General features: G+C 62.5%; 18 protein-coding genes. 11 read left to right on the top strand and 7 right to left on the bottom strand.

The window, feature by feature from the left end; genetic code table 11:
• Positions 1–3,441: a bifunctional RecB family nuclease/DEAD/DEAH box helicase gene (locus tag H2510_RS09470; RefSeq protein ID WP_186628074.1), complete on the top strand. Its 3,441-nt coding sequence runs from the start codon at positions 1–3 to the stop codon at positions 3,439–3,441.
• Here the strand turns inward: H2510_RS09470 and H2510_RS09465 are convergent, their stop codons facing one another.
• Together H2510_RS09465 and H2510_RS09460 are read right to left on the bottom strand one after the other, a co-directional pair.
• Positions 3,442–4,734 (bottom strand): amino acid deaminase/aldolase, encoded by a 1,293-nt coding sequence (locus tag H2510_RS09465; RefSeq protein ID WP_315901308.1) that lies wholly within the window; start codon positions 4,732–4,734, stop codon positions 3,442–3,444.
• A gap of 79 nt (positions 4,735–4,813) precedes the next feature.
• Positions 4,814–5,455, bottom strand: coding sequence for a TetR/AcrR family transcriptional regulator (locus tag H2510_RS09460; RefSeq protein WP_186628073.1), 642 nt, complete (start codon positions 5,453–5,455; stop codon positions 4,814–4,816).
• Between the two features lie 77 nt (positions 5,456–5,532).
• On the opposite strand from H2510_RS09460, the gene H2510_RS09455 reads away from it, so the two are divergent.
• Both H2510_RS09455 and H2510_RS09450 read left to right on the top strand, forming a co-directional pair.
• Positions 5,533–6,849: a D-arabinono-1,4-lactone oxidase gene (locus H2510_RS09455; RefSeq protein ID WP_186628072.1), complete on the top strand. Its 1,317-nt coding sequence runs from the start codon at positions 5,533–5,535 to the stop codon at positions 6,847–6,849.
• Positions 6,850–6,899: 50 nt separating this feature from the next.
• Positions 6,900–8,399: a molybdopterin-dependent oxidoreductase gene (locus H2510_RS09450; RefSeq protein ID WP_186628071.1), complete on the top strand. Its 1,500-nt coding sequence runs from the start codon at positions 6,900–6,902 to the stop codon at positions 8,397–8,399.
• Here the strand turns inward: H2510_RS09450 and H2510_RS09445 are convergent.
• A complete protein-coding gene (locus tag H2510_RS09445; protein WP_186628070.1) occupies positions 8,392–9,324 on the bottom strand; it encodes an adenosine deaminase in 933 nt (310 codons plus the stop codon). The two genes, H2510_RS09450 and H2510_RS09445, sit on opposite strands and share 8 nt — an antisense overlap.
• Positions 9,325–9,334: 10 nt before the next feature.
• A complete protein-coding gene (locus H2510_RS09440; protein ID WP_186628069.1) occupies positions 9,335–10,126 on the bottom strand; it encodes an enoyl-CoA hydratase/isomerase family protein in 792 nt (263 codons plus the stop codon).
• A gap of 83 nt (positions 10,127–10,209) precedes the next feature.
• Between H2510_RS09440 and H2510_RS09435 the strand changes: the two genes are divergently transcribed.
• On the top strand, positions 10,210–11,355 hold the full coding sequence (locus tag H2510_RS09435) for an acyl-CoA dehydrogenase family protein (protein ID WP_186628068.1): 1,146 nt from the start codon (positions 10,210–10,212) through the stop codon (positions 11,353–11,355).
• Positions 11,356–11,531: 176 nt separating this feature from the next.
• Here the strand turns inward: H2510_RS09435 and H2510_RS09430 are convergent, their stop codons facing one another.
• The gene (locus H2510_RS09430) at positions 11,532–11,735 is read right to left on the bottom strand and encodes a cold-shock protein (RefSeq protein WP_068369974.1); all 204 of its coding nucleotides are present in this window, start codon (positions 11,733–11,735) and stop codon (positions 11,532–11,534) included.
• 147 nt (positions 11,736–11,882) lie between these two features.
• Between H2510_RS09430 and H2510_RS09425 the strand changes: the two genes are divergently transcribed.
• Both H2510_RS09425 and H2510_RS09420 read left to right on the top strand, forming a co-directional pair.
• Entirely contained in the window at positions 11,883–12,593 is a 711-nt protein-coding gene (locus H2510_RS09425) for a GNAT family N-acetyltransferase (protein WP_186628067.1), read from the top strand.
• Between the two features lie 10 nt (positions 12,594–12,603).
• The gene (locus H2510_RS09420; RefSeq protein ID WP_186628066.1) at positions 12,604–13,611 is read left to right on the top strand and encodes a glutathione S-transferase family protein; all 1,008 of its coding nucleotides are present in this window, start codon (positions 12,604–12,606) and stop codon (positions 13,609–13,611) included.
• Here the strand turns inward: H2510_RS09420 and H2510_RS09415 are convergent.
• The gene (locus tag H2510_RS09415; RefSeq protein ID WP_186628142.1) at positions 13,593–13,988 is read right to left on the bottom strand and encodes a VOC family protein; all 396 of its coding nucleotides are present in this window, start codon (positions 13,986–13,988) and stop codon (positions 13,593–13,595) included. The two genes, H2510_RS09420 and H2510_RS09415, sit on opposite strands and share 19 nt — an antisense overlap.
• A gap of 20 nt (positions 13,989–14,008) precedes the next feature.
• A complete protein-coding gene (locus tag H2510_RS09410; protein ID WP_315901307.1) occupies positions 14,009–14,839 on the bottom strand; it encodes an AraC family transcriptional regulator in 831 nt (276 codons plus the stop codon).
• A 118-nt stretch (positions 14,840–14,957) separates the two neighbouring features.
• Between H2510_RS09410 and H2510_RS09405 the strand changes: the two genes are divergently transcribed.
• The 5 genes from H2510_RS09405 to H2510_RS09385 all read left to right on the top strand — a co-directional run bounded on the left by H2510_RS09405 (position 14,958) and on the right by H2510_RS09385 (position 22,323).
• Positions 14,958–15,647 carry a hypothetical protein gene (locus H2510_RS09405; protein WP_179142246.1) on the top strand — a complete coding sequence of 230 codons (690 nt, stop codon included), beginning with the start codon at positions 14,958–14,960 and terminating at the stop codon, positions 15,645–15,647.
• A 38-nt stretch (positions 15,648–15,685) separates the two neighbouring features.
• On the top strand, positions 15,686–16,534 hold the full coding sequence (locus H2510_RS09400; RefSeq protein ID WP_397517341.1) for an LLM class F420-dependent oxidoreductase: 849 nt from the start codon (positions 15,686–15,688) through the stop codon (positions 16,532–16,534).
• Between the two features lie 90 nt (positions 16,535–16,624).
• Positions 16,625–17,728 (top strand): ABC transporter ATP-binding protein, encoded by a 1,104-nt coding sequence (locus H2510_RS09395; RefSeq protein ID WP_186628064.1) that lies wholly within the window; start codon positions 16,625–16,627, stop codon positions 17,726–17,728.
• A complete protein-coding gene (locus H2510_RS09390; RefSeq protein WP_186628063.1) occupies positions 17,725–18,486 on the top strand; it encodes an ABC transporter permease in 762 nt (253 codons plus the stop codon). The genes H2510_RS09395 and H2510_RS09390 overlap by 4 nt, the downstream gene beginning before the upstream one ends.
• 36 nt (positions 18,487–18,522) lie before the next feature.
• Entirely contained in the window at positions 18,523–22,323 is a 3,801-nt protein-coding gene (locus H2510_RS09385) for an ABC transporter ATP-binding protein (protein ID WP_186628062.1), read from the top strand.
• The last annotated feature ends 76 nt before the right edge of the window (positions 22,324–22,399 follow it).

Genomic DNA, 22,399 nt, shown 5'->3' with positions numbered 1-22,399 from the left:
GTGTTCCTCTTGGACGATCAGGTAATTTACAGCGCCAGCGACCTCGCGGCGGCCGCGTCCTGCGAGTTCGGCCTGCTAAGAAAACTCGACAGCTTGAACGGGCTCGTGCCGCGTATTGCCGCCGAACCCGATCCGATGCTGGAGCGAACATCAGCACTCGGCCTGGCACACGAACGCACGCAGTTGGCACGGTTCGAAGAACAGTTCCCGGGCGGAGTGCTGACGATGGAGAGGCCGGGCCGCACCCGTCAAGAACTCGTCGACGCCGACTGGTCGACGTTCACGGCCTTGACCTCCCGCACCCCGGTGCTCTATCAGGCGACCTTCTTCGACGGCCGATTCCTTGGATTCTGCGACTTTCTGGTTGCCGACGGGGACCGCTACGGCGTCTACGACACCAAATTGTCTCGTCATGCAAAGGTTCCTGCTCTACTCCAGTTGGCGGCGTACGCCGACTCACTGCAGCGCGGTGGAATCACGCCGTCCGATCACGTGCATCTGATGCTCGGCGACGGCAGCACTTCGAGCCACACCCTCACCGAAATACTTGCCGTCTATCGGCAGTCCCGCGAGAACCTTCAACGCATACTCGACGAACATCAGGCGGAGGGGACCGCCGTCGGGTGGACAGATACGAAATATTCCGCGTGTGGCCGGTGCGATACCTGCTCGGTGCAGGTCGAGGAACACCGAGACCTGATTCTTGTTGCGGGTATGCGCAGTTCGGCGCGTGAGCGACTGATCGACGCAGGCATCTCGACGATCGAAGAGCTCGCCGCCTCGGCCGGTCCAGTGGAAGGCATGTCGGACAGAACATCGACGAGTCTGCGGGCGCAGGCTGCACTGCAGGTGCGTCAGGAGTGCACCGGCGCCGCCGAATTCGACATCTTCGACGCTCAGGCTCTCGGCTCGATCCCAGAACCAGACCCCGGTGACATCTTCTTCGACTTCGAAGGCGACCCGCTCTGGGCCGATCCGGCAAATCCGAACGACTGGGGTCTGGAGTACCTCTTCGGTGTTCTGAACACGGATATGTCGTTCGAGCCGTTCTGGGCACACGATCGCAACCAGGAACGTCAGGCGCTGATCGATTTCCTCGCCTACGTCACGGCCCGGCGCGCCGAATACCCGAACATGCACGTCTACCACTACGCCCCGTACGAGAAGACCGCGTTACTTCGGCTTGCAGGCCGGTACGGCGTCGGCGAGGACGTCGTGGACGACCTGCTACGGCACGAGGTCCTAGTGGATCTGTATCCGATCGTCCGCAAGTCCGTCCGCATCGGTGCCAGGTCGTACAGCATCAAGAAGCTCGAACCGCTGTACATGCCCGAGGACAGATCGGGAGACGTCACGAATGCGGCCGCTTCGATCGTCGAGTACGCACACTGGTGCGAGTTCCGCGATGCAGGCGAGGATGCCGCGGCGGCGGAACTACTGAACGAGATCGCCGAGTACAACCGGACTGACTGCATCTCGACGATCGAGCTCCGCGATTGGCTTCTCGCCAGGGCTTCCGACGCCGGGGTGACCCCCCGCAAGCCGAGCGAACCGGTCGTAGAACGGGAAGACACTGCAACCCCACTGGAAATCTCACTCGGCGAGTACGCCGGCCTCCCCTGGAATCGAACACCCGCTCAACAGGCGGTTGCCATGTACGCGGGCGCCGTCGGCTTCCACCGACGCGAACGTAAGCCTTTCTGGTGGGCGCACTTCGACAGACTGACCGACCCTGTCGACGAGTGGGCCGACGCCGCCGACGTCATGAAGATCGATCACGTAGAAGTTCTCCACGATTGGATGAAAACCGCGCCACGTCAACGAGTTCTACGTAGAAAACTGAGACTCGTCGGTGAACTGTCCAATGATGTCATCGGCGGAGTCGGTCATACGGTCAGATTGTTGTACGACAATCCGTCACCCGAGGGGTTGGACAAGCTTCACCCGACCCATCGTGGTTCATCCATGGCGAAGATCGTCGACGTCGGGTTCGCCGGCACCCGAGATGCCGTCATCGTCGAGGAATCTCTGCGAGCGGGCACCGAGCCGTATTGCGATGCTCCGATCGCGACAGCTCCGGACCGACCCGTACCCACCGCAAGCCTCGAGTCCGCGATCGTGACCGCCGCCACCGAGGTCGATGACACGCTGCCCGATCTGCCACTGACCGCCGTGGCCGATCTGATGGCGCTGTCACCACCTCGAACCACATCGGGCAATCGGCTTCCACCCGTAAACGGAAGCGACTATGCCTCGGCCATCACTGCAGCGCTTCTGGACCTCGACCACTCGTATCTTGCGGTTCAAGGCCCGCCCGGAACCGGAAAGACCTACACCGCATCCAAGGTGATAGCCCACCTTGTGCGCGAGCATCATTGGCGCATCGGAGTTGTCGGACAATCACACATGGTGGTCGACAATCTTCTGGCCACCGTCGTCAAGGCAGGAGTCGACGCCCGGTCCGTCGGTAAGAAAGCACCGACCGAACAGACCGTATTGAAAGAAACCGAGTACCCGGGCTTCGTTGCCGACGCAGATCGCGGCTGCGTCATCGGCGGGACGGCATGGGACTTCTCGCATTCCACCCGGGTAGTGCCTGGGTCGCTCGATCTTCTCGTGATCGACGAAGCCGGCCAATTCTCACTCGCCAACACCATCGCCGTCGCCGGTGCAGCTCGAAATCTGTTACTGCTGGGTGATCCGCAACAACTCCCCCAGGTAAGCCAGGGAACCCACCCCGAACCCGTCGACCGATCGGCGCTCGGTTGGCTCGCTGCCGGACACGGCGCCCTTCCTGCCGACCGCGGCTACTTCCTGGCCACCACGTGGCGTATGCATCCGGCACTGTGCGCGCCGGTATCGGCGCTGGCGTACGAGGGGCGCCTCGAGTCGAACTGCGAGGTGACCGAGGCACGGAACCTCGACGGACTCGCCCCCGGCCTGCACACCGTCCTTGTCGATCATCACGGGAACTCGACGGGCTCCCCGGAAGAAGCCGCGGAGATCGCCACTCGCATTCAGGGGCTGATCGGCAACGAGTGGACGGACCCTGCGTCATTCGAGGGGACCCGAGCGCTCGCGGCATCGGACTTTCTCGTCGTCGCCGCATACAACGCGCAGGTCGCTGTCATCCTCGCCCATCTCGCAGAGGTCGGCCTCGACGAGGTAATGGTGGGAACCGTCGATAAGATTCAAGGCCGTCAGGCTCCGGTGGTCCTCGTTTCGATGGCCGCCTCGTCCGTCGACGACGTCCCCCGCGGAATGGGATTTCTGCTCTCACGCAACAGACTGAACGTGGCAATCTCGCGTGGCCAGTGGGCCGCATTTCTCATCCGGTCCCGCAGTCTCACTCAGCACCTACCCACAACCCCCGACGGGCTCGTCACATTGGGAACCTTCATGGCACTGAGTAACAGCGGGCAGGGGCAACAGCGGGCATGACTAGCCGAAGTTCTTCGACTCTCCTCGGTAGGTCGGGACGGCAGTCCGTCCACCGTCTGCGTCGATGACGTACAGCGTGTCGAAGCGCTCGCACACTTCACCTGCTTTGGCGTGACGGAACCAGATTCGGTCACCGATCGCAACCGACTCGGCACCACGCAGCGGCGTCTGAACCTCGCCTGCACCTTCGTTTCGGATCAGCTTCAACCCGCCGCGCGTCACCCCGCGCACCGCATTCGAGAACCCGACAGGCAACGGCACTCGCGTAGCCGACACCGGACCCGAGGCGATGTACCCGCCGCTGAATGCTGTCGCGATCGACGCGGTGGGCTTGCGGAGAACCGGCAATGCGAAATACAGGGCCGGATTCGAAGGAAAAGCCTTGTAGCGATCGAACAGAGCGGGCAGGAAAAGCCCCGAACCGGCGGTGACCTCGGTGACGACGGGGTCCGCCGAGGTCACCTCGAGTGAACCGGTGCCACCACCATTGACGATTTCCAAAGGCCCGACAATGTCGGTCACTGCGCTGACCACTGCCCGGCGCCGTACCAGAAGCTCCGATGCCGACAGCCGCTTCATCAGCTCGACAGCGGGATTCGAGTCCGGCAACCCCGCGATCTGGGCTTCGTAGAACATCACTCCGACGACGTGGAAGCCTCGTGCATGCGCGATGCGTGCGAAGTCGGCGACCTGCGCCGGCTCACGTAGTGGCGAGCGCCTCACCCCGATATGAGCGGGTCCGATCCGCAGCGAAGCATCGACATCGATACAGATGCGCGGGGCGAGTCGATCGGAACCGGCTGCGGCCCGAATGATGTCGAGGTGTGCGACGTCGTCGACCATGAGAGTGATGCGTGAAGACAGCACCGGATCACGGGTGATCGCGGCAAGGGATGTGGTGTCCACGCTCGGATACCCCATGAGGATGTCCTCGACGCCATCGACTCCATGCTGATCACCGGCGCCTGCGAGCCACAATGCTTCCGCCGTCGAGTACGCCATGATTCCCTGGAACCCTTGCCCGGCAGCCATATTCGATCCGGCCGTGGTTTCGGTGACCCGATCCCTTCCGAGGACACGGCCGAGTATCGCTCGCGATCGCACCGACTTGCTGGCGACCCGAACCGGTAGCGCATTACTACGAGCAATCAACTGGGACGCGTTGAAGTCCAATGCAACCGAGTCCACGGCAGCGAAAGGTGGTTCCAGGTCCTTGGTGGCCGAAGCGATACGGTCGAGGGCCGCGTCATGTGTGGCTGAGTTGTGCGTGATCCGACCGAGAAGTGACGTCACTGAGCTGTCTTCCTTTTCGTCTAATCGCTACTACGGGCTGTCAGTCAAGCATCGAGAGCACTGTTTGTCCCAGCGACCGTCACAGATCGACGGCCTTGGCTGCTATCAGAGCAGACAGTTCATCGAGCTGCGCAATCACTGTCATCTCATCTCGATCCACCAGCCAACGCAGGACCATACCGTCGATGACAGCCATGCCGAACCGTGCCACTGCGTCAGTTGGCTCCAGCCATCGGATACCGGTATGAGCGGCGCAGCGCTCGAAGAATGCTAGGGCTTCGGTGTCGCGGATAGCGTACTGACCGGTGGCGATCTGGGCTGCCTGTTCCGAACCGAGTGCGCGGTGGCGCAGGAGGTACGTCTTGATCTCGTAGGACAGCAGTTGCCGGTCCGCGGACTGCTCGATGACCGGCCAGATACCGCTCAGGCCACTGTGCACCAATTCGCGTAGTCCGCGAACACCGGTGAGGTCGCGCGCATCCACCGCTCGTTCGAATGCGCCGTGCAACGCGCCGGTCACCTCGGCGATCAGCCGCTCCCCCATGGCAATGACGAGCGCTTCCTTCGACTTGAACCAGTAGTAGACAGCAGCCTGGGTCACGCCCGCTTCTTCGGCGACGCCGCGAACGGTCAACGCCTCGAGGCCTACGTGCTCGGCTCGTTGCACCGCATATGCCACCAACTGCTCGCGGCGCGCATCTGCCGACAACTGGGTCTGCATGCCCACGATAGTAGGCCCAGACAGAGTAATACGCCGGAAAAATTGACCGTGTCGGACCTGCGATCCATAGTTATGCCATGACGGGGCATACATGGAAAAATTGGGCCGGGAATCAGACCGCGCGTCCGGCGGAGTACCTGACACCGCGAACGATCGACGAGCTGAGATCGGTGGTCCTACGCGCAGCCGAGAGTGGTCTTCGCGTCAAATGCGTCGGTGCCGGCCATTCGTTCACCTCGATTGCCGTGACAGACGGAGTACAGGTCAGTCTCGACATGCTCTACGGAATCGAATCTGTTGTCCCTGAGGCCGACGGCTCCACCTTGGTGACCGTGCTCGCAGGCACTCGATTGCGGGAACTTACGGCTCGTCTGTGGGACCTCGGACTGGCGATGACCAATCTCGGCGACATCGACTCTCAATCCGTGGCGGGAGCAATCTCGACGGGTACTCACGGGACCGGCGCACGGTTCGGTGGCCTCGCCACACAGGTTCGCGCCCTCGAAATACTCACCGCCGATGGGCAGCTGATCAACTGTTCGGCGATGTTCGAAACCGACCTGTTCGACGCTGCCCGTGTCGGACTCGGTGCGCTCGGCATCATCACCAAGGTGACCTTGGCCTGCGAGCCTGCCTTTGCGCTGCATGCAGTCGAGGCACCGGCGACGCTCGACGGAACGCTTGCGCACCTGGACGAGTCCGTCTCCGGCGTCGACCACTTCGAGTTCTATTGGTTTCCGCACACCGATCGGGTGCTGACCAAGCGGAACACGCGGCTACCGGCTGATACGCCTCTGTCCCCACTCGGATCGGTGCGGGCCTACATCGACGACGAGTTGTTGTCCAACACGGTCTTCGAGGTCGTCAATCGAGCAGTAACCAGGTTTCCCCGTGCGACTCCGCGCATCAACATGTTCTCTGCACGGGCGCTGTCTGCTCGCGAGTTCACCGACCGTAGCTATCGCGTGTTCGCGTCCTCCCGCACCGTCAGGTTCCGCGAAATGGAGTACGCGATACCGGCAGAATCGACCACGTATGTGTTGCGCGAAATCGATCGATGGCTGGAGTCTTCTACCGTCACGGTCGCGTTTCCCATAGAGGTGCGGTTCGCGGCGGGGGACGACATCTGGCTCTCGACCGCCTACGGGCGAGATACCGCCTACATCGCCGTCCATCAATATCACCGCGTGGACCATCGCGAGTATTTCGACGCGGTCGAAGCGATTGCGCGCAGTGTCGGTGGCAGGCCGCACTGGGGGAAGCTGAACTCGCTTCAGGCGGAGGAGTTCGCCGGAACGTACGAGCACTTCGACGACTTCTGCGACATCCGTGACAAGTTCGATCCGGACAGGTTGTTCGACAACGAGTACCTTCAGCAGCGGTTACGCAAGTAGACGCGGGCCGGAGACCCGGGTCCGGCGAGAGCACCGCTTATCGTGGAGTGATGTTGAAGCGTGCACTATCCGGTCTCCTTGCGGCAGGAGTGATTCTCGGCGTCGGCGAACTCGTCTCGGTTCCCTTCGGCCCGAACTCCTCTCCGTTCTATGCCGTGGGCTCGGCGGTGGTCGACAACACCCCCGAAGCAGTCCGCGAATGGGCGATCGACACCTTCGGCACCTCCGACAAAACGGCCCTCTTCGTCGGGATGTCACTGATCATCGCCGCGCTCGCAGCCCTCGCGGGCATCATGCGCGCTCCGCGCGGCGCCGTGCTGTTCGCTGGACTCGGCGCCGTCGGGGTGATTGCAGCGCTGACTCGCAGCGGAAACAACGTACTCGACGCCATCCCGACCGTCGCGGGAGTCGCCGTCGGGATCGTGGCGTTGAACGCGCTGATCCGCGCCTCCGAATCACCCGAGCCGGCACAAGGTATGAGCAGACGGAGTTTCCTCGGCCTTGCCGTTGCTGCGGGTGCTGTCGCAGTCGTTGCCGGAACCGCAGGCCGGATGATCGGTCAAGCCCGCAACGTCACGGCCAACCGCCTCGCATTTATGCTTCCGACACCGAAACCACAAACCCCGATCCCTCCCGGCGCCGATCTGAACGCGACGATGAACATCGATGGCTTGGCGTCCTACATCACCCCGAACGAGGACTTCTACCGAATAGACACCGCACTGGTGCTACCGCAAGTGTCTTCGGACACCTGGAAACTCCGTATCCACGGCATGGTGGAGCGAGAACTCGAGATCACCTTCGAAGATCTGATGCAACGTGAAGCCGTCGAGAAGACCGTGACCCTGACCTGCGTCTCCAACGTCGTCGGCGGCGACCTGGTCGGCAATGCCACCTGGATCGGTTACCCGCTGAAAGATCTTCTCGAAGAAGCCGGGATCCAAGACGGCGCCGACATGGTGCTCTCCTCGAGCCACGATGCGTTCACCGCAGGAACCCCACTGGAGGTGCTGCTCGACGGCCGCGATGCCCTGCTCGCAGTCGGTATGAACGGCCAACCGTTGCCCGTCCGCCACGGATACCCAGCCAGATTGGTGGTGCCCGGACTCTACGGCTACGTCTCAGCCACCAAATGGGTCACCGACCTCGAGGTGACCCGATTCGACAAGGTCACCGCATACTGGACCGACCGGGGATGGGGCGAACTCGGACCGATCAAGACCGCCTCACGCATCGACACGCCCCGCTCCGGCGGAACCGTCCCGGCAGGAAAGACCATGATCGCCGGCGTCGCCTGGCACCAGTACCTCGGAATTTCCGGAGTCGACGTCCAGATCGACGAAGGCAACTGGATGCCCGCGACGCTGTCCGAGGAATACTCGAAAGACACCTGGCGCCAATGGGTTCTCGAATGGGACGCGCCACCGGGCACTCACACCATTCGTGCACGAGCCACCGACGCGAACGGTGACATCCAAACGTCCATCACCGCCGACACCGTTCCCGACGGCGCAACCGGATACCCGAAGATCTCGGTATCGGTCAGCTGAACGACGCGCGAATCGAGTTGTCGTACAAAATCTCTCGCTCACGTTCGGTCAAGCCGACCTGATCGGTCAAGGCCGCGAAGTTGTCGTCCACATAGCCGCCGAAGTAAGCCGGATCATCCGAATTGACGGTGACCACGAGCCCCCTCTCGATCATCTGACGAATCGGATGATCGGCAAGCGTGTCGACAACCTTGAGCCGAACATTCGAAAACGGACAGACAGTCAACGGAATTTCTTCTTCGACAAGACGATTCACCAACGCCTCGTCTTCCAGGCAGCGAACCCCATGATCGATACGTTCGGCACCCAGCAAGTCCAGCGCCTGCCAGATGTACTCGGCCGGACCTTCCTCCCCCGCATGAGCAACCACATGCAAGCCTTCCGCCCGCGCACGCGCGAACACATCCACGAACAACGAAGGCGGAAAACCCACCTCCGCCGAATCGAGACCGAGGCCGATGATCGGCGCCTTCATCGCCAGCAAATCCTCGAGCAACTTGTTGGCATGCAAGACCGGCTTGTCCCGCAGAATCGAAGCGATCAAACCACTCGTGACACCGAACTCCCGCTCGCTCGACGCCGCAGCATCGGCCAAACCCTCCACCACCGCCTCCAACGCAACACCCCTGCTGGTGTGTGCCTGAGGATCGAAAAAGACCTCCGCATGCGTGATACCCGCAACCTTGGCACGCGCAAAATACGCCCGCCCGAGATCGGCAAAATCCTCGGCAGTACGCAACACCGAGGTATTCGCATAATAAAGATCGAGAAACGACTGCAGATCCGAGAACTCGTACAACCCACGCAACTCGTCGATATCCGCATACGGCAACCGAATACCGTTACGCTCCGCGAACCGAAAAATCTGATCGGGCTCCAACGAACCCTCGATGTGCATGTGCAATTCAGCGAGAGGCAAACTCATCCACCCCACACTACTTGCCCGAATAAATCGCCTTACCAGGACCGTTCTCCAGAAAACTCTTCACCGCACCGCGTAGATCATCGGTCTCGAACAACGCACCCGACACCTCCGACGTGATCTCGTCAGCATGCGCGACACCACCCGAACGCCACGCTGCCACAATCTTTTTCGTGGCAGCGTGAGCCACCGTCGGCCCGGCGGCCAACCGCTCGACCAGGGAACGAGCAGCCGCGTCGACATCGGTGTGGACGGCGTTGACGACGCCCCACTCGCGCATCGTCTCCGCGTCGTACAGATCTCCGGTCATGACGAGCTCGCGAGCGCGACCCGAACCGGCCCGTTCGGCCAAGCGCTGCGGGCCGCCCATCGACGGAGTCAGCCCGACGACGGTTTCGACGAGGCCGAATCTTGCCTTCGGTCCGGCGAGAATGATGTCGCAGGCGAGGGAAATCTCGAATGCCGCGGTCAGGGTCAGACCGTGAGCGGCGTAGACGACCGGGCACGGCAGCGCCTCGAGCGGGTGGGCGATGTCAGCGAAAAGCTGACGCCACATCTGTGCACCCTGCTGCGCGGTGAGGCCCTCGAAGACCTTCACATCCACCCCTGCGGAATTGACCTTGCCCTCGGCGCGCAGCAGCACCGCGCGCGGCGGGCGTGCAGTCAGATCAGCTACATCGGCGGCGACGGCGTCGAACATCGCCTGATCGAACAGATTGAGCGGTCCGTGATCGAAAGTCAGGACGGCAATCTCAGCGCCGGCGTCGGTGGAGTATCGAACTAGCGAAGTGGGGTGGTCAGCCATGTGGTTCAGCGTGCCACATCGCCACCGAAGCAGAAGTTACCAGCGGGTACATTTTCCGAGAGAGCCCTTACTTGGAGGAATACATGAAGCGCAGTTTGTTCGACGCGGACCACGACGCGTTCCGCGAGTCCGTCCGCGAGTTCGTCACCCGTACCATCACCCCGCGCGAAGAGAAGCTGATCGAACAACGCTTCATCGACCGCGACATCTGGCTCGAAGCCGGCCGAAACGGGTTCCTGGGGCTCGAGGTTCCAGAAGAATACGGTGGTAGCGGCGCCGAGGACTATCGATTCAACGCCGTCCTCGGTGAGGAACTCTCTCGCTCGAGCGCGGCAGTGGCGTCGTGCTTCGGCATTCACGTCGACATCGTCGCACCGTATTTGGTCAAACTGACGACCGAGGAGCAGAAGCAGCGTTGGCTGCCGAAGTTCTGCACCGGCGAGTTGCTCACCGCGATCGCGATGACCGAGCCTTCCGGGGGCTCCGACCTAGCCGCGTTGAAGACCACCGCAGTCAGGGATGGTGACGATTTCATCATCAACGGATCCAAGACGTTCATCACCAACGGGAACAGTGCCGATCTGGTGATCGTCGCTACCCGCACCACGCCTGAAAAAAAGGCGAAGGGCATCACCTTGTTCGCCGTAGAGAAGGACGCGGTGGGGTTCTCCCGTGGACGCAAGCTCGACAAGGTGGGCCAGCCCGAGTCCGATACCGCCGAACTCTTCTTCGAAGATGTTCGCGTGCCCGCGAGCAATATGATCGGCGAATTCGACGGCGGGTTCATCCACATGATGCAGCTTCTCCCCCAGGAGCGCATCAGCTGCTCGGTTGCCAATCTTGGGCACACACGGCCGATCCTCGAAGAGACACTGCAGTACGCCAAGGACCGCAAGGCCTTCGGTCAGCAGATCGGTTCGCTTCAGTGGAACAAGTTTCTACTCGCCGAGCTGACCACGAAACTCGATGTGGCGCAGGCATATATCGACAACTGCATTGTCGCTCACGGTGCCGGTGAACTCACTGCCATCGATGCTGCGAAAGCAAAGTGGTGGAGTTCGCAGGTACAGAACGAGATCCTCGATCACTGCGTGCAGTTGCACGGCGGCTACGGGTTCATGAACGAGTACCGAGCGGCTCGCGCATGGAAGGACGCACGTGTGACCAAGATCTGGGCCGGATCGAACGAGATCATGAAGGAACTGATCGGGCGCGATCTCGGGTTGTAGCGCGCACGCGAGTGGGAGTACGTCCTGATGGGCCGCACTCCCACTCACCTGCGGTGGGGTCGCACAGCACAAAGGCCGGATACTCGAAGATTTCTCTTCTTGTATCCGGCCTTTGAAAACTCGGAGTCGGACAGCTTAAGCCGTCAGCATTTCCGGGTGGCGATCCTTTAGGGGGATCAGATAGCGCGAACGCCGGTGGCCTGGGGGCCCTTCTGGCCCTGTCCAACCTCGAACTCCACGCGCTGACCCTCGTCGAGAGACTTGAAGCCAGTTCCCTGGATCTCGGAGTAATGAACGAACACGTCAGGTCCGCCACCATCCTGCTCGATGAAGCCGAAGCCCTTTTCGCCGTTGAACCACTTAACACTGCCCTGCGTCATACCGTAAACCTTCTGTAGCGAGCTGGACCTTCACGTCGAAGCTCCAATCTCACTCCCGATCATGCCATTCATTTGTCATTTGCGATACGCCGGGGTGAAAAAAGTCTGAAAACTTATTTTTTGGTGGGCCCGGATACCCTTGGCCCGGTGGATTCCCATCATCACGACATCGTCCGACTCGCCTGGTCCCGACGCCTCGGACTGCCCGACGCGGCTATGAAGCCCGGCATCCGATATCTGCAGGTATACCCCGATGCGACGGAGGTCACGTTCCTGCGCCTCGGAGACGCGAGCGCCCTAGTGGGGCCGGAGCAGGTGTTGGAGGCCGCAGAACACCGATCCGACGACGAGCTGGCCGAGCGTGGAACTCTCTCGCTACTGGATTCCTCGGTATCCGGCCGCAGTCGCGGACCCATCGTCTTGTCCTATGCCGCCGACATCGGCACGACAATCGATCTTCACGACCCACTTATTTCCCACGACCTCGGGCACGTTCTTGCACTGGACGCCCTGTGCGCGCCGGATGACGTGCTCAGTGCAGATCTGACACGCAAGCGGTCGTGGTTCACACTCCTCTCCGACGATCGCCCGGCAGAGTCCGCCGCGCCCCTGTCCTGCGCGGCGTACCTCGAATGGGAAGGCATTCTCGCCGACGTAGGCGTTCTGACCGCACCGCTCGCGCGCCGACGCGGCAACGCTCAGGTCGTCGCACGGCTCGCAACGAACGACGCGATAGACGAGGGACTGATCCCGCAGTGGCAGACAAGCGCGGAGAATGGGACCGCCCGAAGGCTCGGTTCACGTCTCGGCTACGAGGAATGGGGCGTGTTCACCTCCGTCGAGCTCGCATCTACGTAACGTTGGCTCCATGACCTACGTCGAACCAGGCAAGGAATTCAACAGAGACACCAACTACATCGAAACGCGGATAACCGCCGACGGGCGCGACGGCTATCCCGTAGAGCCCGGTCGCTACCGACTCGTCGCCGCCAGAGCCTGCCCATGGGCGCACCGATCGATCATCGTTCGTCGTCTGCTCGGACTCGAGGATGTGCTGTCGCTGTCGATTCCCGGCCCTACGCACGACCCGCGCAGTTGGAACTTCGACGAGGAGCCCGGGGGCGTCGATCCAGTGCTGAAGATCGAGCGCTTGCAGGAGGCGTACTTCGCGCGCTTCCCCGACTATCCGCGCGGCATCACCGTGCCCGCGATGGTCGAGATCTCCACCGGCGAGGTCGTTACCAACAACTACCCGCAGATCACACTCGACTTGTCCACCGAATGGAAGCAGTACCACCGCCCGGGCGCACCGGATCTGTATCCCGAGCCGCTGCGCACCGAAATCGACGAGGTAGCCCAGCGTGTGTTCACCGAGGTCAACAACGGTGTGTACCGCTGTGGTTTCGCCGGATCGCAAGAGGCCTACGACAATGCGTACGACCGACTGTTCACCGCCCTCGACTGGCTCGCCGGACGTCTGAGCGGCCAGCGCTACCTCGTCGGCGACACCATCACCGAAGCCGACGTCCGCCTGTTCACGACGCTCGTGCGGTTCGATCCGGTCTACCACGGCCACTTCAAATGCAACCGCAGCAAACTCAGCGAGATCCCAGTGCTGTGGGATTACGCGCGCGATCTGTTCCAGACACCGGGCTTCGGCGACACAGTCGACTTCGACCACATCAAGCGGCACTACTACCTCGTGCACACCGATATCAACCCGACGGGCATCGTGCCCAAGGGCCCGAATCTGCACGGCTGGTTGGAGCCGCACGGACGCGAATCACTCGGTGGTCGACCGTTCGGCGAGGGCACCGCCCCCTCGCCGCCCAAGGCCGACGAAGTGGTGCCCGCCGATCATTGGGTTCCGGCGTAGGTCCCGAAACTCCAGTAAACGCCCTCGGGGTCGCGGCAAGTGAACCCTCTACTGCCGTAGTCCTCGTCTCGTAATCCCTGGGTGACGTTGCCACCTACGGACACGACGCGGTCGTGAATCGCGTCGGGTTCGTCGGTGACGATGTAGACGGACCCCACTCCCGGGGGGAGTCCGCCGAGAGCACTGCCCTCGCGGACGCTCCCGAGCATCACGCCGCCTCCTGTCGGCCACCGCAGTTCTGCATGGTCGACACGGTCGCCTTCGCCGTAGACGGCCTTCTCCACGAAGCCGAGAACGTCGACGAGGTACCTGATGGCGGCATGCGCGTCGTTGTAGTTCAGGGTGGGCCAGGTCGTTGTTCGAGTCTTGGAAGTCATCGATGTTTCAGTCATGGACCTCATCCTGCGCTCGGACTGCCGTCGTGGTCTTGGACGAATGCGAACTCCTCCACCCGACGCCATTGCGACGGAGACTTGCCCGCGAACTCGCGCCATTCGCGGGCCATGTGCGCCTGGTCGTAATAGCCGCAGGCGGCAGCGACTTCGGACAACAGGGGTATCGACGGCCGGCGCAGAGCCTGGTGTGAGCGGTAGAACCGCGAAATACGGGCCGAGTCCTTCGGCGCGACCCCGAACTCGGCGGTGAACTTGTCGATCAGATGTCGCCGGCTCCATCCAACGTTCTGGGCTACCTCACCCACCCGTGCCGAACCACCCGACCCGACCAACTGCCGCCATGCCTCGGCGAGCGTCGGATCGATGGGCCGTTCTTCCAGATTGCGAACCAAGATCTCGTCGACCACGTCGAACCGTCTGTCCCAGTCTTCGGTCGCGGCGACTCGATCGAGGAGCTCGCCCGCGCCTGACATGACGTCGCCGAGGTCGACCAACCAGTCACCGAGCGCGGCAGTGGGAATCCCGAACAGCGCACGGGCACCGGCGGGGGTTAACGACAGCTGAATCCCGTGTTGGTTGCCGTCGTGCGCGATGGTGACAGGTACGGCGGAGATACCACTGGCAAGTGTCTCGAAAGCGCAGGAACCCTGTCGCGGCGAATCCGCGATCTCGAGCTTCGGGCCGATGGCGATGATCACAGTCAGATACGGACTCGGCATCCCGATATGCTCACCGGGCTCGTAACCCGACAGTCGATATCCGCTGTACGACGCGACATACGGACGCAGCCGAGCACTCGGGGTTCCGCGCGCGCCCTCGGATACACCGGCCACCACTGCAGGGTAGAACCGAATGTGAACGGGTACCAGCGCTCAGCGACCGAAAACCAAAGAATTCACATCGATCGGAGTGCGGATGGCGAGCAAGGACAAGAACAAGGATCAGGTCGAGATGATCAAGGAGGGCGGGCGTCTCGAACAGGCGCTCGTGAAGATCCTCGACCACGGCAGCAGGATCCAGGGACCGGCCGTCGAGAAGTACGTCGGGTACATGCGTCGAGCCCATCCGAACGACACTCCCGCGCAGCTGATCGAACGCCTGGAGAATCGCTTTCTGCTCGCAGTGACCGGGAGCGGAAGCGCGGTGGGGGGCGCCGCCGCAGTACCCGCAATCGGGACCGTCGCTTCCCTTGCTGCAGTCGGTGCAGAGACAGCATTCTTCATCGAATCTTCCGCGCTGTTGACTCTGTCGGTGGCCTCGGTGCACGGTATCGCCGTCCACGACCATCAGCAGCGACGTGCGCTCGTCCTGTCGGTCGCGCTCGGCGAATCGGGAATGCAGATCGTGCAGAAGACCGTCGGGACCAGCGCACGCAACTGGGGATCGCTCGTCACCACTCGAATTCCGGGTGGCGCGATGACCAACATGAACAAGTCACTCGCCAAGAAGTTCGTCTCCAAGTATTTCGCCAAACGAAGTGCTCTACTGTTCGGCAAACTTCTTCCTGCCGGAATCGGCGCGGTGATCGGCGGAACAGGCAACCGCATGATCGGCAAAGGCGTCATCAAGAATTCACGCGAAGCTTTCGGACCGGCCCCGCGCGCGTGGCCGGAAACCCGGATCATCGAACCGGACGAGTAAGTCCGCAGGAATTACCGCCGTACGTAGCGGTGTTGGTCATGAACATGACCAACACCGCTACACCTGAGCTCGGCACGATCGGCATCTGGCGTCACTATTCGGGGATCTCACCCGAGTTGGCCCACACGATCGAAGGAGCCGGCTACGGCGCCATCTGGCTCGGCGGCTCCCCGCCTGCGGATCTCGCCTCGGCCGAGGAGGTTCTCGATGCAACCGAGTCGATCGTCGTGGCGACCGGAATCGTCAATATCTGGTCTGCAGCTGCACCGGAGGTCGCCGAATCGTTCCACCGCATCGAGAAGAAACACCCCGGACGATTCCTGCTCGGTATCGGCGCGGGGCACCCGGAGGCAACTCAGGAATACCAGAAGCCGTACGAGGCTCTGGTCGACTATCTCGATGCCCTCGACGAGGGCGGGGTCCCCATCGGGCGTCGGGTACTCGCAGCATTGGGACCGAAGGTGTTGAAGCTGTCCGCAGACCGCACCGCAGGAGCCCACCCCTATCTGACGACTCCCGAACATACAGCTGAGGCTCGGGCGATTCTGGGACCGGACAAAGTCCTCGCCCCCGAGCACAAGGTCGTCCTCGACACCGATCCGGAAAAGGCCCGAGCCATCGGGCGGCCACCGGTGAACAATCCGTACCTGCACCTACGGAACTACACCAACAACCTCGAGCGCCTCGGATACTCCAAAGAGGAGATCGGCGACGGCGGCAGCGACCGGTTGATCGATGCCCTTGTCGCCCATGGAGATGCGGCCGCGATCGCCCAGCGACTCGGCCAACACATCGACGCCGGTGCCTCCCACGTCATCGTGCATGCGTTGCCGGACCAGGCAGATCCGTCCACGGTATATCGCGAAGTTGCTGCCGCGTTTCTCTGAGCAACCGCGAACGTCGTAGCCTGAACCCGGGGTCGGGAAGTTCACTCGACCCCGGTAGCTCACGTACGACGATCCGGGGGAATCGAATCCATGACAGGCGGCTACGCAGGGGCGAACGGCTTCGCTGTCCACGCACTGCAAGCGCAAGGTCTCACCAAGATCTTCGGCTCGATTCGCGCAGTGTCCGACCTCAGCTTCGTAGTCCCACGCGGATCCATCACAGGATTTCTCGGCCCCAACGGATCCGGTAAGACCACGACGCTGCGGATGCTGCTCGGCCTGGCGAAACCGAGCGCCGGGGTCGGCCTGGTGGCCGGTGCACCCTTTTCTGCCCTGCGCCACCCGGCTCGCGCCGTCGGTGCCGTACTCGATTCACGCAGTCTGCATCCCAAGCGCACCGCGGCCGGCCACCTTCGCATCTTCACCGCGTCGATCGGTGTGCCCGACAGCCGCGCCGACGACGTTCTCCGACTCGTCGGCCTCGCGGACGCGACCAACCGTCAGGTCGGCGGATTCTCCCTCGGAATGCGTCAGCGACTCGCCTTGGCGACGGCGCTCCTGGGCGATCCCGAGATTCTGGTGCTCGACGAGCCTGCCAACGGGCTCGACCCCGAGGGAATCGCCTGGCTCCGCGACTTTCTGAAGTCCTACGCGGCAGGGGGAAGGACCGTACTCATCTCCAGCCACCTACTCCGCGAGGTCGAGGCGACGGTCGACAATCTGGTGATCATCAGCGGCGGTGCCTTGATGTATCAGGGTGGGATCGATCAGCTTCGTGCCTCGCGGCCGAGCCGAACGCTCGTTGCCGTGTCGGATCCGGCGGCTCTTGCCCTGGCACTTGCATCCAACGGAATCACGAACGCACAACTACTTCCCGACGGACGGCTCGGCGTCGCCGGTAGCGATACGGACACCGTCACGCGCATAGCGTCGGAGTCCGGGTTGACCGTCTTCGGTGCTTCTTACGAGCACGTGGACCTCGAACAAGTATTTCTTTCGATGACTGCCGGGCAGTACACCGCGACGCCCGCGGGCAGTATCGGAATGTCTGGGTACGGACCTCCTCCTGGTTATCCCCAGCCCGCAGGTCATCCACAGCCCCCTGGTTACGCTCCTCCCCTCGGTTATGGCCCGCAACAGCAACACGGGGCACCGGACGCCGGCCCGTCTCCCTGGGACGGGGGTCGACGATGACTACGTTGATCACCTCCGAGATACGCAAGGTGACAACCCTCAAATTCTGGTGGGCGCTGGCCATACCACCGGTGTTCGTCGGGATCTGCGCCAGCGCGATCGCCGCGTCGATAGCCAATTCCACCTCCGACTACGAGTTCGAATTGTCGGGCGGCTTCGGAATCGTGGGGCTCTACGTCGCCCTCGGGTTCACGATGATGTTCGTCGCGGTGTTCGGAGCGGTGAACGGTGGCACCGAATTCCGGTACGACACGATCACCACATCATTTCTGACCTCGACGAGTCGTGACCGCGTCATCGCCGCCAAGCTGGGTGTCACCGCTCTGTTCGCACTCGGATACGGCCTTCTGGTCGAGATCGTCAGCCTGGTGTGCCTGTTGCTGTTCTCGAGTGAACCTTTCGTGCTGTCAGGCGCGGTGATCGGCATGCTTGCCATGGGGTTGTTCGCCGTCGTCGTCTGGTCCTTGATCGGGGCCGGTCTCGGACTACTGATGGGCTCCCCGACCTGGCCCGCGATCATCATCGTCGCGTGGTATCCGATCGGCGAACTCGTTGCGACCTCGATAGTGTCGGGTATCGGCCTGGGCAACATCTCGGTGGTGACCCCATCGGCGCTCACTCTTGCGACGGTCGGAGTGGGCGAGATCGATAGCGAATTCTTCATGCCCTGGCCGGTGGCGCCGTTCGGCCTACTGGTGTGGGGGCTCGCCGTTGCGGGTGCCGGCTGGCTGCGGACCAGGGAACGCGACATCAGCTGAGGAGGGTGTCGGTAGCACGGTCTACCTTCGATCGTGATGTCGACTATCGGTAGTGCCCACCAATCGGTGACCGGATCCCCTGGCTGGATCCGCCGTCTCGGTGCTCAATGCTGGATTCACCGCCGGACAGCCGCGGGTGCGTTGGCCGTCACCATGATTGCCGCCGTGATCGATATCTCGTTCCCGTTGCTCACCCGCATCGCGATCGACGGCGCAAGTGCAGGCGAGGGCAGCACAATCGGCGCCATCGCCATAGCGATCGGTGCACTCGGCGTAGTTCGGTTCGGCTGCCAGTTCGGTCGACGATTCCTGGCCGGCCGACTGTCGATCGACGTCCAACACGATCTGAGGCTCGGTCTACTCGCGTCACTGCAACGCCTGGACGGTCGACGACAGGACGACATCAGAACCGGGCAGGTCGTCTCGCGGACCATCACCGATCTGCAACTCGTTCAGGGGTTGCTGGCGATGATGCCGTTGTCGGCCGGGGCATTGCTGCAGTTCGTCCTCGCCCTGGTCGTGATGGCCTATCTGTCGCCACTGTTGACCGCCGTCGCACTGTTGATCGTTCCTGCAGTATCGATCGTCGTTCATCGCATTCGGCCCACGCTGTATGCGGCAACATGGTCGGCGCAACAACGAGCGGGCGACCTTGCCCAGCACGTCGAGGAAACCGTGACCGGAGTGCGCGTCGTCAAAGGTTTCGGGCAGGAAGCCCGAGCGGTCGACCTGCTCGAGAACCTGAGCCGCACACTCTTCGCCGAACGAATGCGCTCGGCCAGAATCAACTCCCGATTCACTCCGTCGATGGCGGCAATCCCCCAACTGGGACTCGTCGGTGTCATCGCACTCGGCGGCTACCTCGCCATGACCGACCACATCACTATCGGCACCTTCCTCGCCTTCGCGACGTACGTGGCAACGCTGTCGGCGGTAACCCGCACGCTGTCCTCGGTCATAATCATGGCGCAACTCTCCCGAGCCGCCGTCGAGCGCGTCTACGAGGTCATCGACACCGAGCCTTCGGTCCCCGAGCCCGAGCACCCCACCCACCTCCCCGACGGGCCACTGGGAGTGGACCTCTCCGCAGTGACCTTCGGCTTCGAGGAAGAACGCGACGTGCTTCGATACTTCGATCTCACGGTCGCGCCAGGGGAAAGCGTCGCGATAGTCGGGCACGCAGGCTCAGGAAAGACCGCACTGTCGCTACTGCTCCCGCGCTTCTACAGCCCCCGAATCGGCTCGGTTGCGTTGACGTCGCACGGGAGGAGATTCGACGTCGCCGACATCAGCGCCGAGCAACTCCGCGGCGCCGTCGGTCTCGTCTTCGACGAACCGTTTCTGTTCTCGGACACCATTGCCGCGAATATCGCCCTCGGCCGACCCGACGCCACTGCCGAGGACATCACTCGCGCGGCAACTCTGGCCGAAGCAGCCTCGTTCATCGATGCCTTGCCAGACGGGTACGACTCGGTCGTCGGCGAACGCGGCCTCACCCTGTCCGGTGGGCAGCGGCAACGGATCGCACTGGCCAGAGCACTCCTGACCGATCCGCGGATCCTCGTCCTGGACGATGCGACTTCGGCAGTCGACGCAACCACCGAGGCAGCAATATTCGATGCGCTTCGCGCTGGGCGTGAGAGAACAACCCTGATACTCGCGCATCGACGCTCGACACTGACCCTGGCAGACCGCGTGGCAGTACTCGACGACGGCCGCATCATCGATTCCGGGACGGTCGCCGAATTGGACGAGCGCTGCCCACTGTTCCGCCTGCTGCTCGCAGACGGAGAAGGACCTCGAGACATACCCACCAGCGAACGAAGTGCCGCGCCGACCGAGGCGATGCTGTGGCCCGAACTCGAAAAGTCGGTCGATTCAGCCTCCCGCCGCACGCTCACCTCCACGCCACCCGCGGGCAGGGGCGGACCGACTTCGGGCTCACTCGGCCATGTCGCATCGACGCCGCAACTGCAAGCTGCAGTCGATGCGTTACCACCGGCAACCGAGGATCCGCATGCCTCCGATGCGGAGATACGAGCCGCGGACCCACAATTTCGACTCTCACGTCTACTGAAGCCCGTCCGACTCCTACTTGCCACGGTCGTGGTGTTGCTGGCGCTCGACTCATTGTCGGCGATTGCTTTTCCGTCGATCGTGCGTTTCGCCGTCGACGACGGAGTAAGCAGTGGGAATGCGGGTGCACTGTGGGCCGCGAGCGCACTCGGCGTCGTACTTGCAGCAGTGGGATGGTTCGTCATCGCCGCGACCACCATGATCACCGCACGGGCCGGAGAACGAGTCCTGTTCGGTTTACGTGTCAAGAGCTACGCGCACATCCAGAGACTCGGCTTGGACTACTACGAACGCGAACTCTCCGGCCGCATCATGACTCGGATGACGACCGACGTGGACGCACTGTCGTCGTTCATCCAGACCGGTGCATCCACCGCCGTCGTCTCACTGCTCACCGTGATCGGCATCGCTGCCGCACTCCTGGTCACCGATCTGACACTTGGACTCGTCGCACTCGCTGTAGTCCCACCGCTGATACTCGCGACGATCATCTTCCGCAAGGTCTCCGCCGTCGCGTACTCCCAATCCCGCGAGCGAATCTCGACCGTCAACGCCGACTTCCAGGAAAACGTAGCCGGGCTTCGGTCCGCACAGGCATATCGTCGCGAAGAGTTCGCCGCACTGCAGTTCGCCGAACGTGCCGATCGATACCGTCGGAGCCGGATGCGCTCTCAGCGCGCGATCTCGGTGTTCTTCCCTTTCATCACTCTGCTCTCGGACGTGGCATTGGCCTTCGTCGTCTTCGTCGGGGCTCATCAGGTCGCGACCGGTTCGACTTCGGCAGGCACATTCGTCGCGTTCGTGCTCTACCTCGGTCTCCTCTTCGGACCGATCCAGCAGCTGTCCCAGGTTTTCGACGGTTACCAACAGGCCAGTGTGGGTGTGAGCCGGATCGGCGACCTGTTGCGAACGCCGAGTTCCATCGAGGCCGGCTCGGACACCGACACCGTCCCGATCGAGGGCGGTCAGTTGCGCAGCGATATTCATCTCGACAATGTGAGCTTTCGCTACGCAGGCGCCGAGACCGATGCACTCACTGAGGTCAATCTCACAATCCCCCTGGGAACCACAGTTGCACTCGTCGGCCAAACCGGCGCCGGCAAGTCGACGGTCATCAAATTGCTCGCCCGTTTCTACGATCCGACGTCAGGTTCGGTTCGTGTGGGAGGCACCGATCTGCGTCGATACCGACTCTCCGAATACCGTCGCCGACTCGGAGTCGTACCGCAGGAAGCGCACCTTTTCACCGGCGATGTAGCAAGCAACATCGCCTTCGGACGCCCCGATGCGAGCCGTGCCGACATCGAATCCGCCGCCCGCGCGGTCGGGGCTTTGGACATCATCGCCGGACTTCGCGGTGGCATGTACCAGCCGGTCGGTGAGCGCGGACAAGGCTTGTCCGCCGGCCAAAGACAGCTGATCGCGCTGGCCAGAGCCGAATTGGTCGACCCCGACCTGTTGCTCCTCGACGAGGCGACAGCCACGCTCGACCCGGCTACCGAGCGCATAGTTCTCACGGCGAGTGACGCCGTGCTCCGCAAGCGGACCTCTGTCGTCGTGGCGCACCGGCTGGCGACTGCGGCACGCGCCGACATGATCGTCGTCGTGAACTCCGGACGTATCGTCGAGGTAGGTACACACGATCGATTACGCGCTCACGGAGGCTTCTACACACAGCTGTGGAATGCGGCCGAAACACGCGGAGGGAATAAACCGATAGACCGAGGAGTCATCAGCAATGAAGCCGATAGTTACTCGTGAGTACTTATCACAGCTCCGTCCCGGGCGCTCGCACGTACCGGGAGCGGGTTAGCCTGGCTATGTACGCGCGTTGATC

The sequence above is a fragment of the Rhodococcus sp. BP22 genome (assembly GCF_014281965.1).
GTDB lineage: Bacteria > Actinomycetota > Actinomycetes > Mycobacteriales > Mycobacteriaceae > Rhodococcoides.
This window is presented reverse-complemented; position numbering and strand designations above follow the sequence as displayed.

What these genes read in the sequence shown, in the direction of transcription:
- H2510_RS09460 (WP_186628073.1), bottom strand. Translation starts at nt 5,455, where the DNA reads ATGCAGACCCAGTTGTCGGCAGATGCGCGCCGCGAGCAGTTGGTGGCA.
- H2510_RS09455 (WP_186628072.1), top strand. Translation starts at nt 5,533, where the DNA reads ATGACGGGGCATACATGGAAAAATTGGGCCGGGAATCAGACCGCGCGT.
- H2510_RS09450 (WP_186628071.1), top strand. Translation starts at nt 6,900, where the DNA reads ATGTTGAAGCGTGCACTATCCGGTCTCCTTGCGGCAGGAGTGATTCTC.
- H2510_RS09445 (WP_186628070.1), bottom strand. Translation starts at nt 9,324, where the DNA reads ATGAGTTTGCCTCTCGCTGAATTGCACATGCACATCGAGGGTTCGTTG.
- H2510_RS09440 (WP_186628069.1), bottom strand. Translation starts at nt 10,126, where the DNA reads ATGGCTGACCACCCCACTTCGCTAGTTCGATACTCCACCGACGCCGGC.
- H2510_RS09435 (WP_186628068.1), top strand. Translation starts at nt 10,210, where the DNA reads ATGAAGCGCAGTTTGTTCGACGCGGACCACGACGCGTTCCGCGAGTCC.
- H2510_RS09430 (WP_068369974.1), bottom strand. Translation starts at nt 11,735, where the DNA reads ATGACGCAGGGCAGTGTTAAGTGGTTCAACGGCGAAAAGGGCTTCGGC.
- H2510_RS09420 (WP_186628066.1), top strand. Translation starts at nt 12,604, where the DNA reads ATGACCTACGTCGAACCAGGCAAGGAATTCAACAGAGACACCAACTAC.
- H2510_RS09415 (WP_186628142.1), bottom strand. Translation starts at nt 13,988, where the DNA reads ATGACTTCCAAGACTCGAACAACGACCTGGCCCACCCTGAACTACAAC.
- H2510_RS09405 (WP_179142246.1), top strand. Translation starts at nt 14,958, where the DNA reads ATGATCAAGGAGGGCGGGCGTCTCGAACAGGCGCTCGTGAAGATCCTC.
- H2510_RS09400 (WP_397517341.1), top strand. Translation starts at nt 15,686, where the DNA reads ATGAACATGACCAACACCGCTACACCTGAGCTCGGCACGATCGGCATC.
- H2510_RS09395 (WP_186628064.1), top strand. Translation starts at nt 16,625, where the DNA reads ATGACAGGCGGCTACGCAGGGGCGAACGGCTTCGCTGTCCACGCACTG.
- H2510_RS09390 (WP_186628063.1), top strand. Translation starts at nt 17,725, where the DNA reads ATGACTACGTTGATCACCTCCGAGATACGCAAGGTGACAACCCTCAAA.
- H2510_RS09385 (WP_186628062.1), top strand. Translation starts at nt 18,523, where the DNA reads ATGTCGACTATCGGTAGTGCCCACCAATCGGTGACCGGATCCCCTGGC.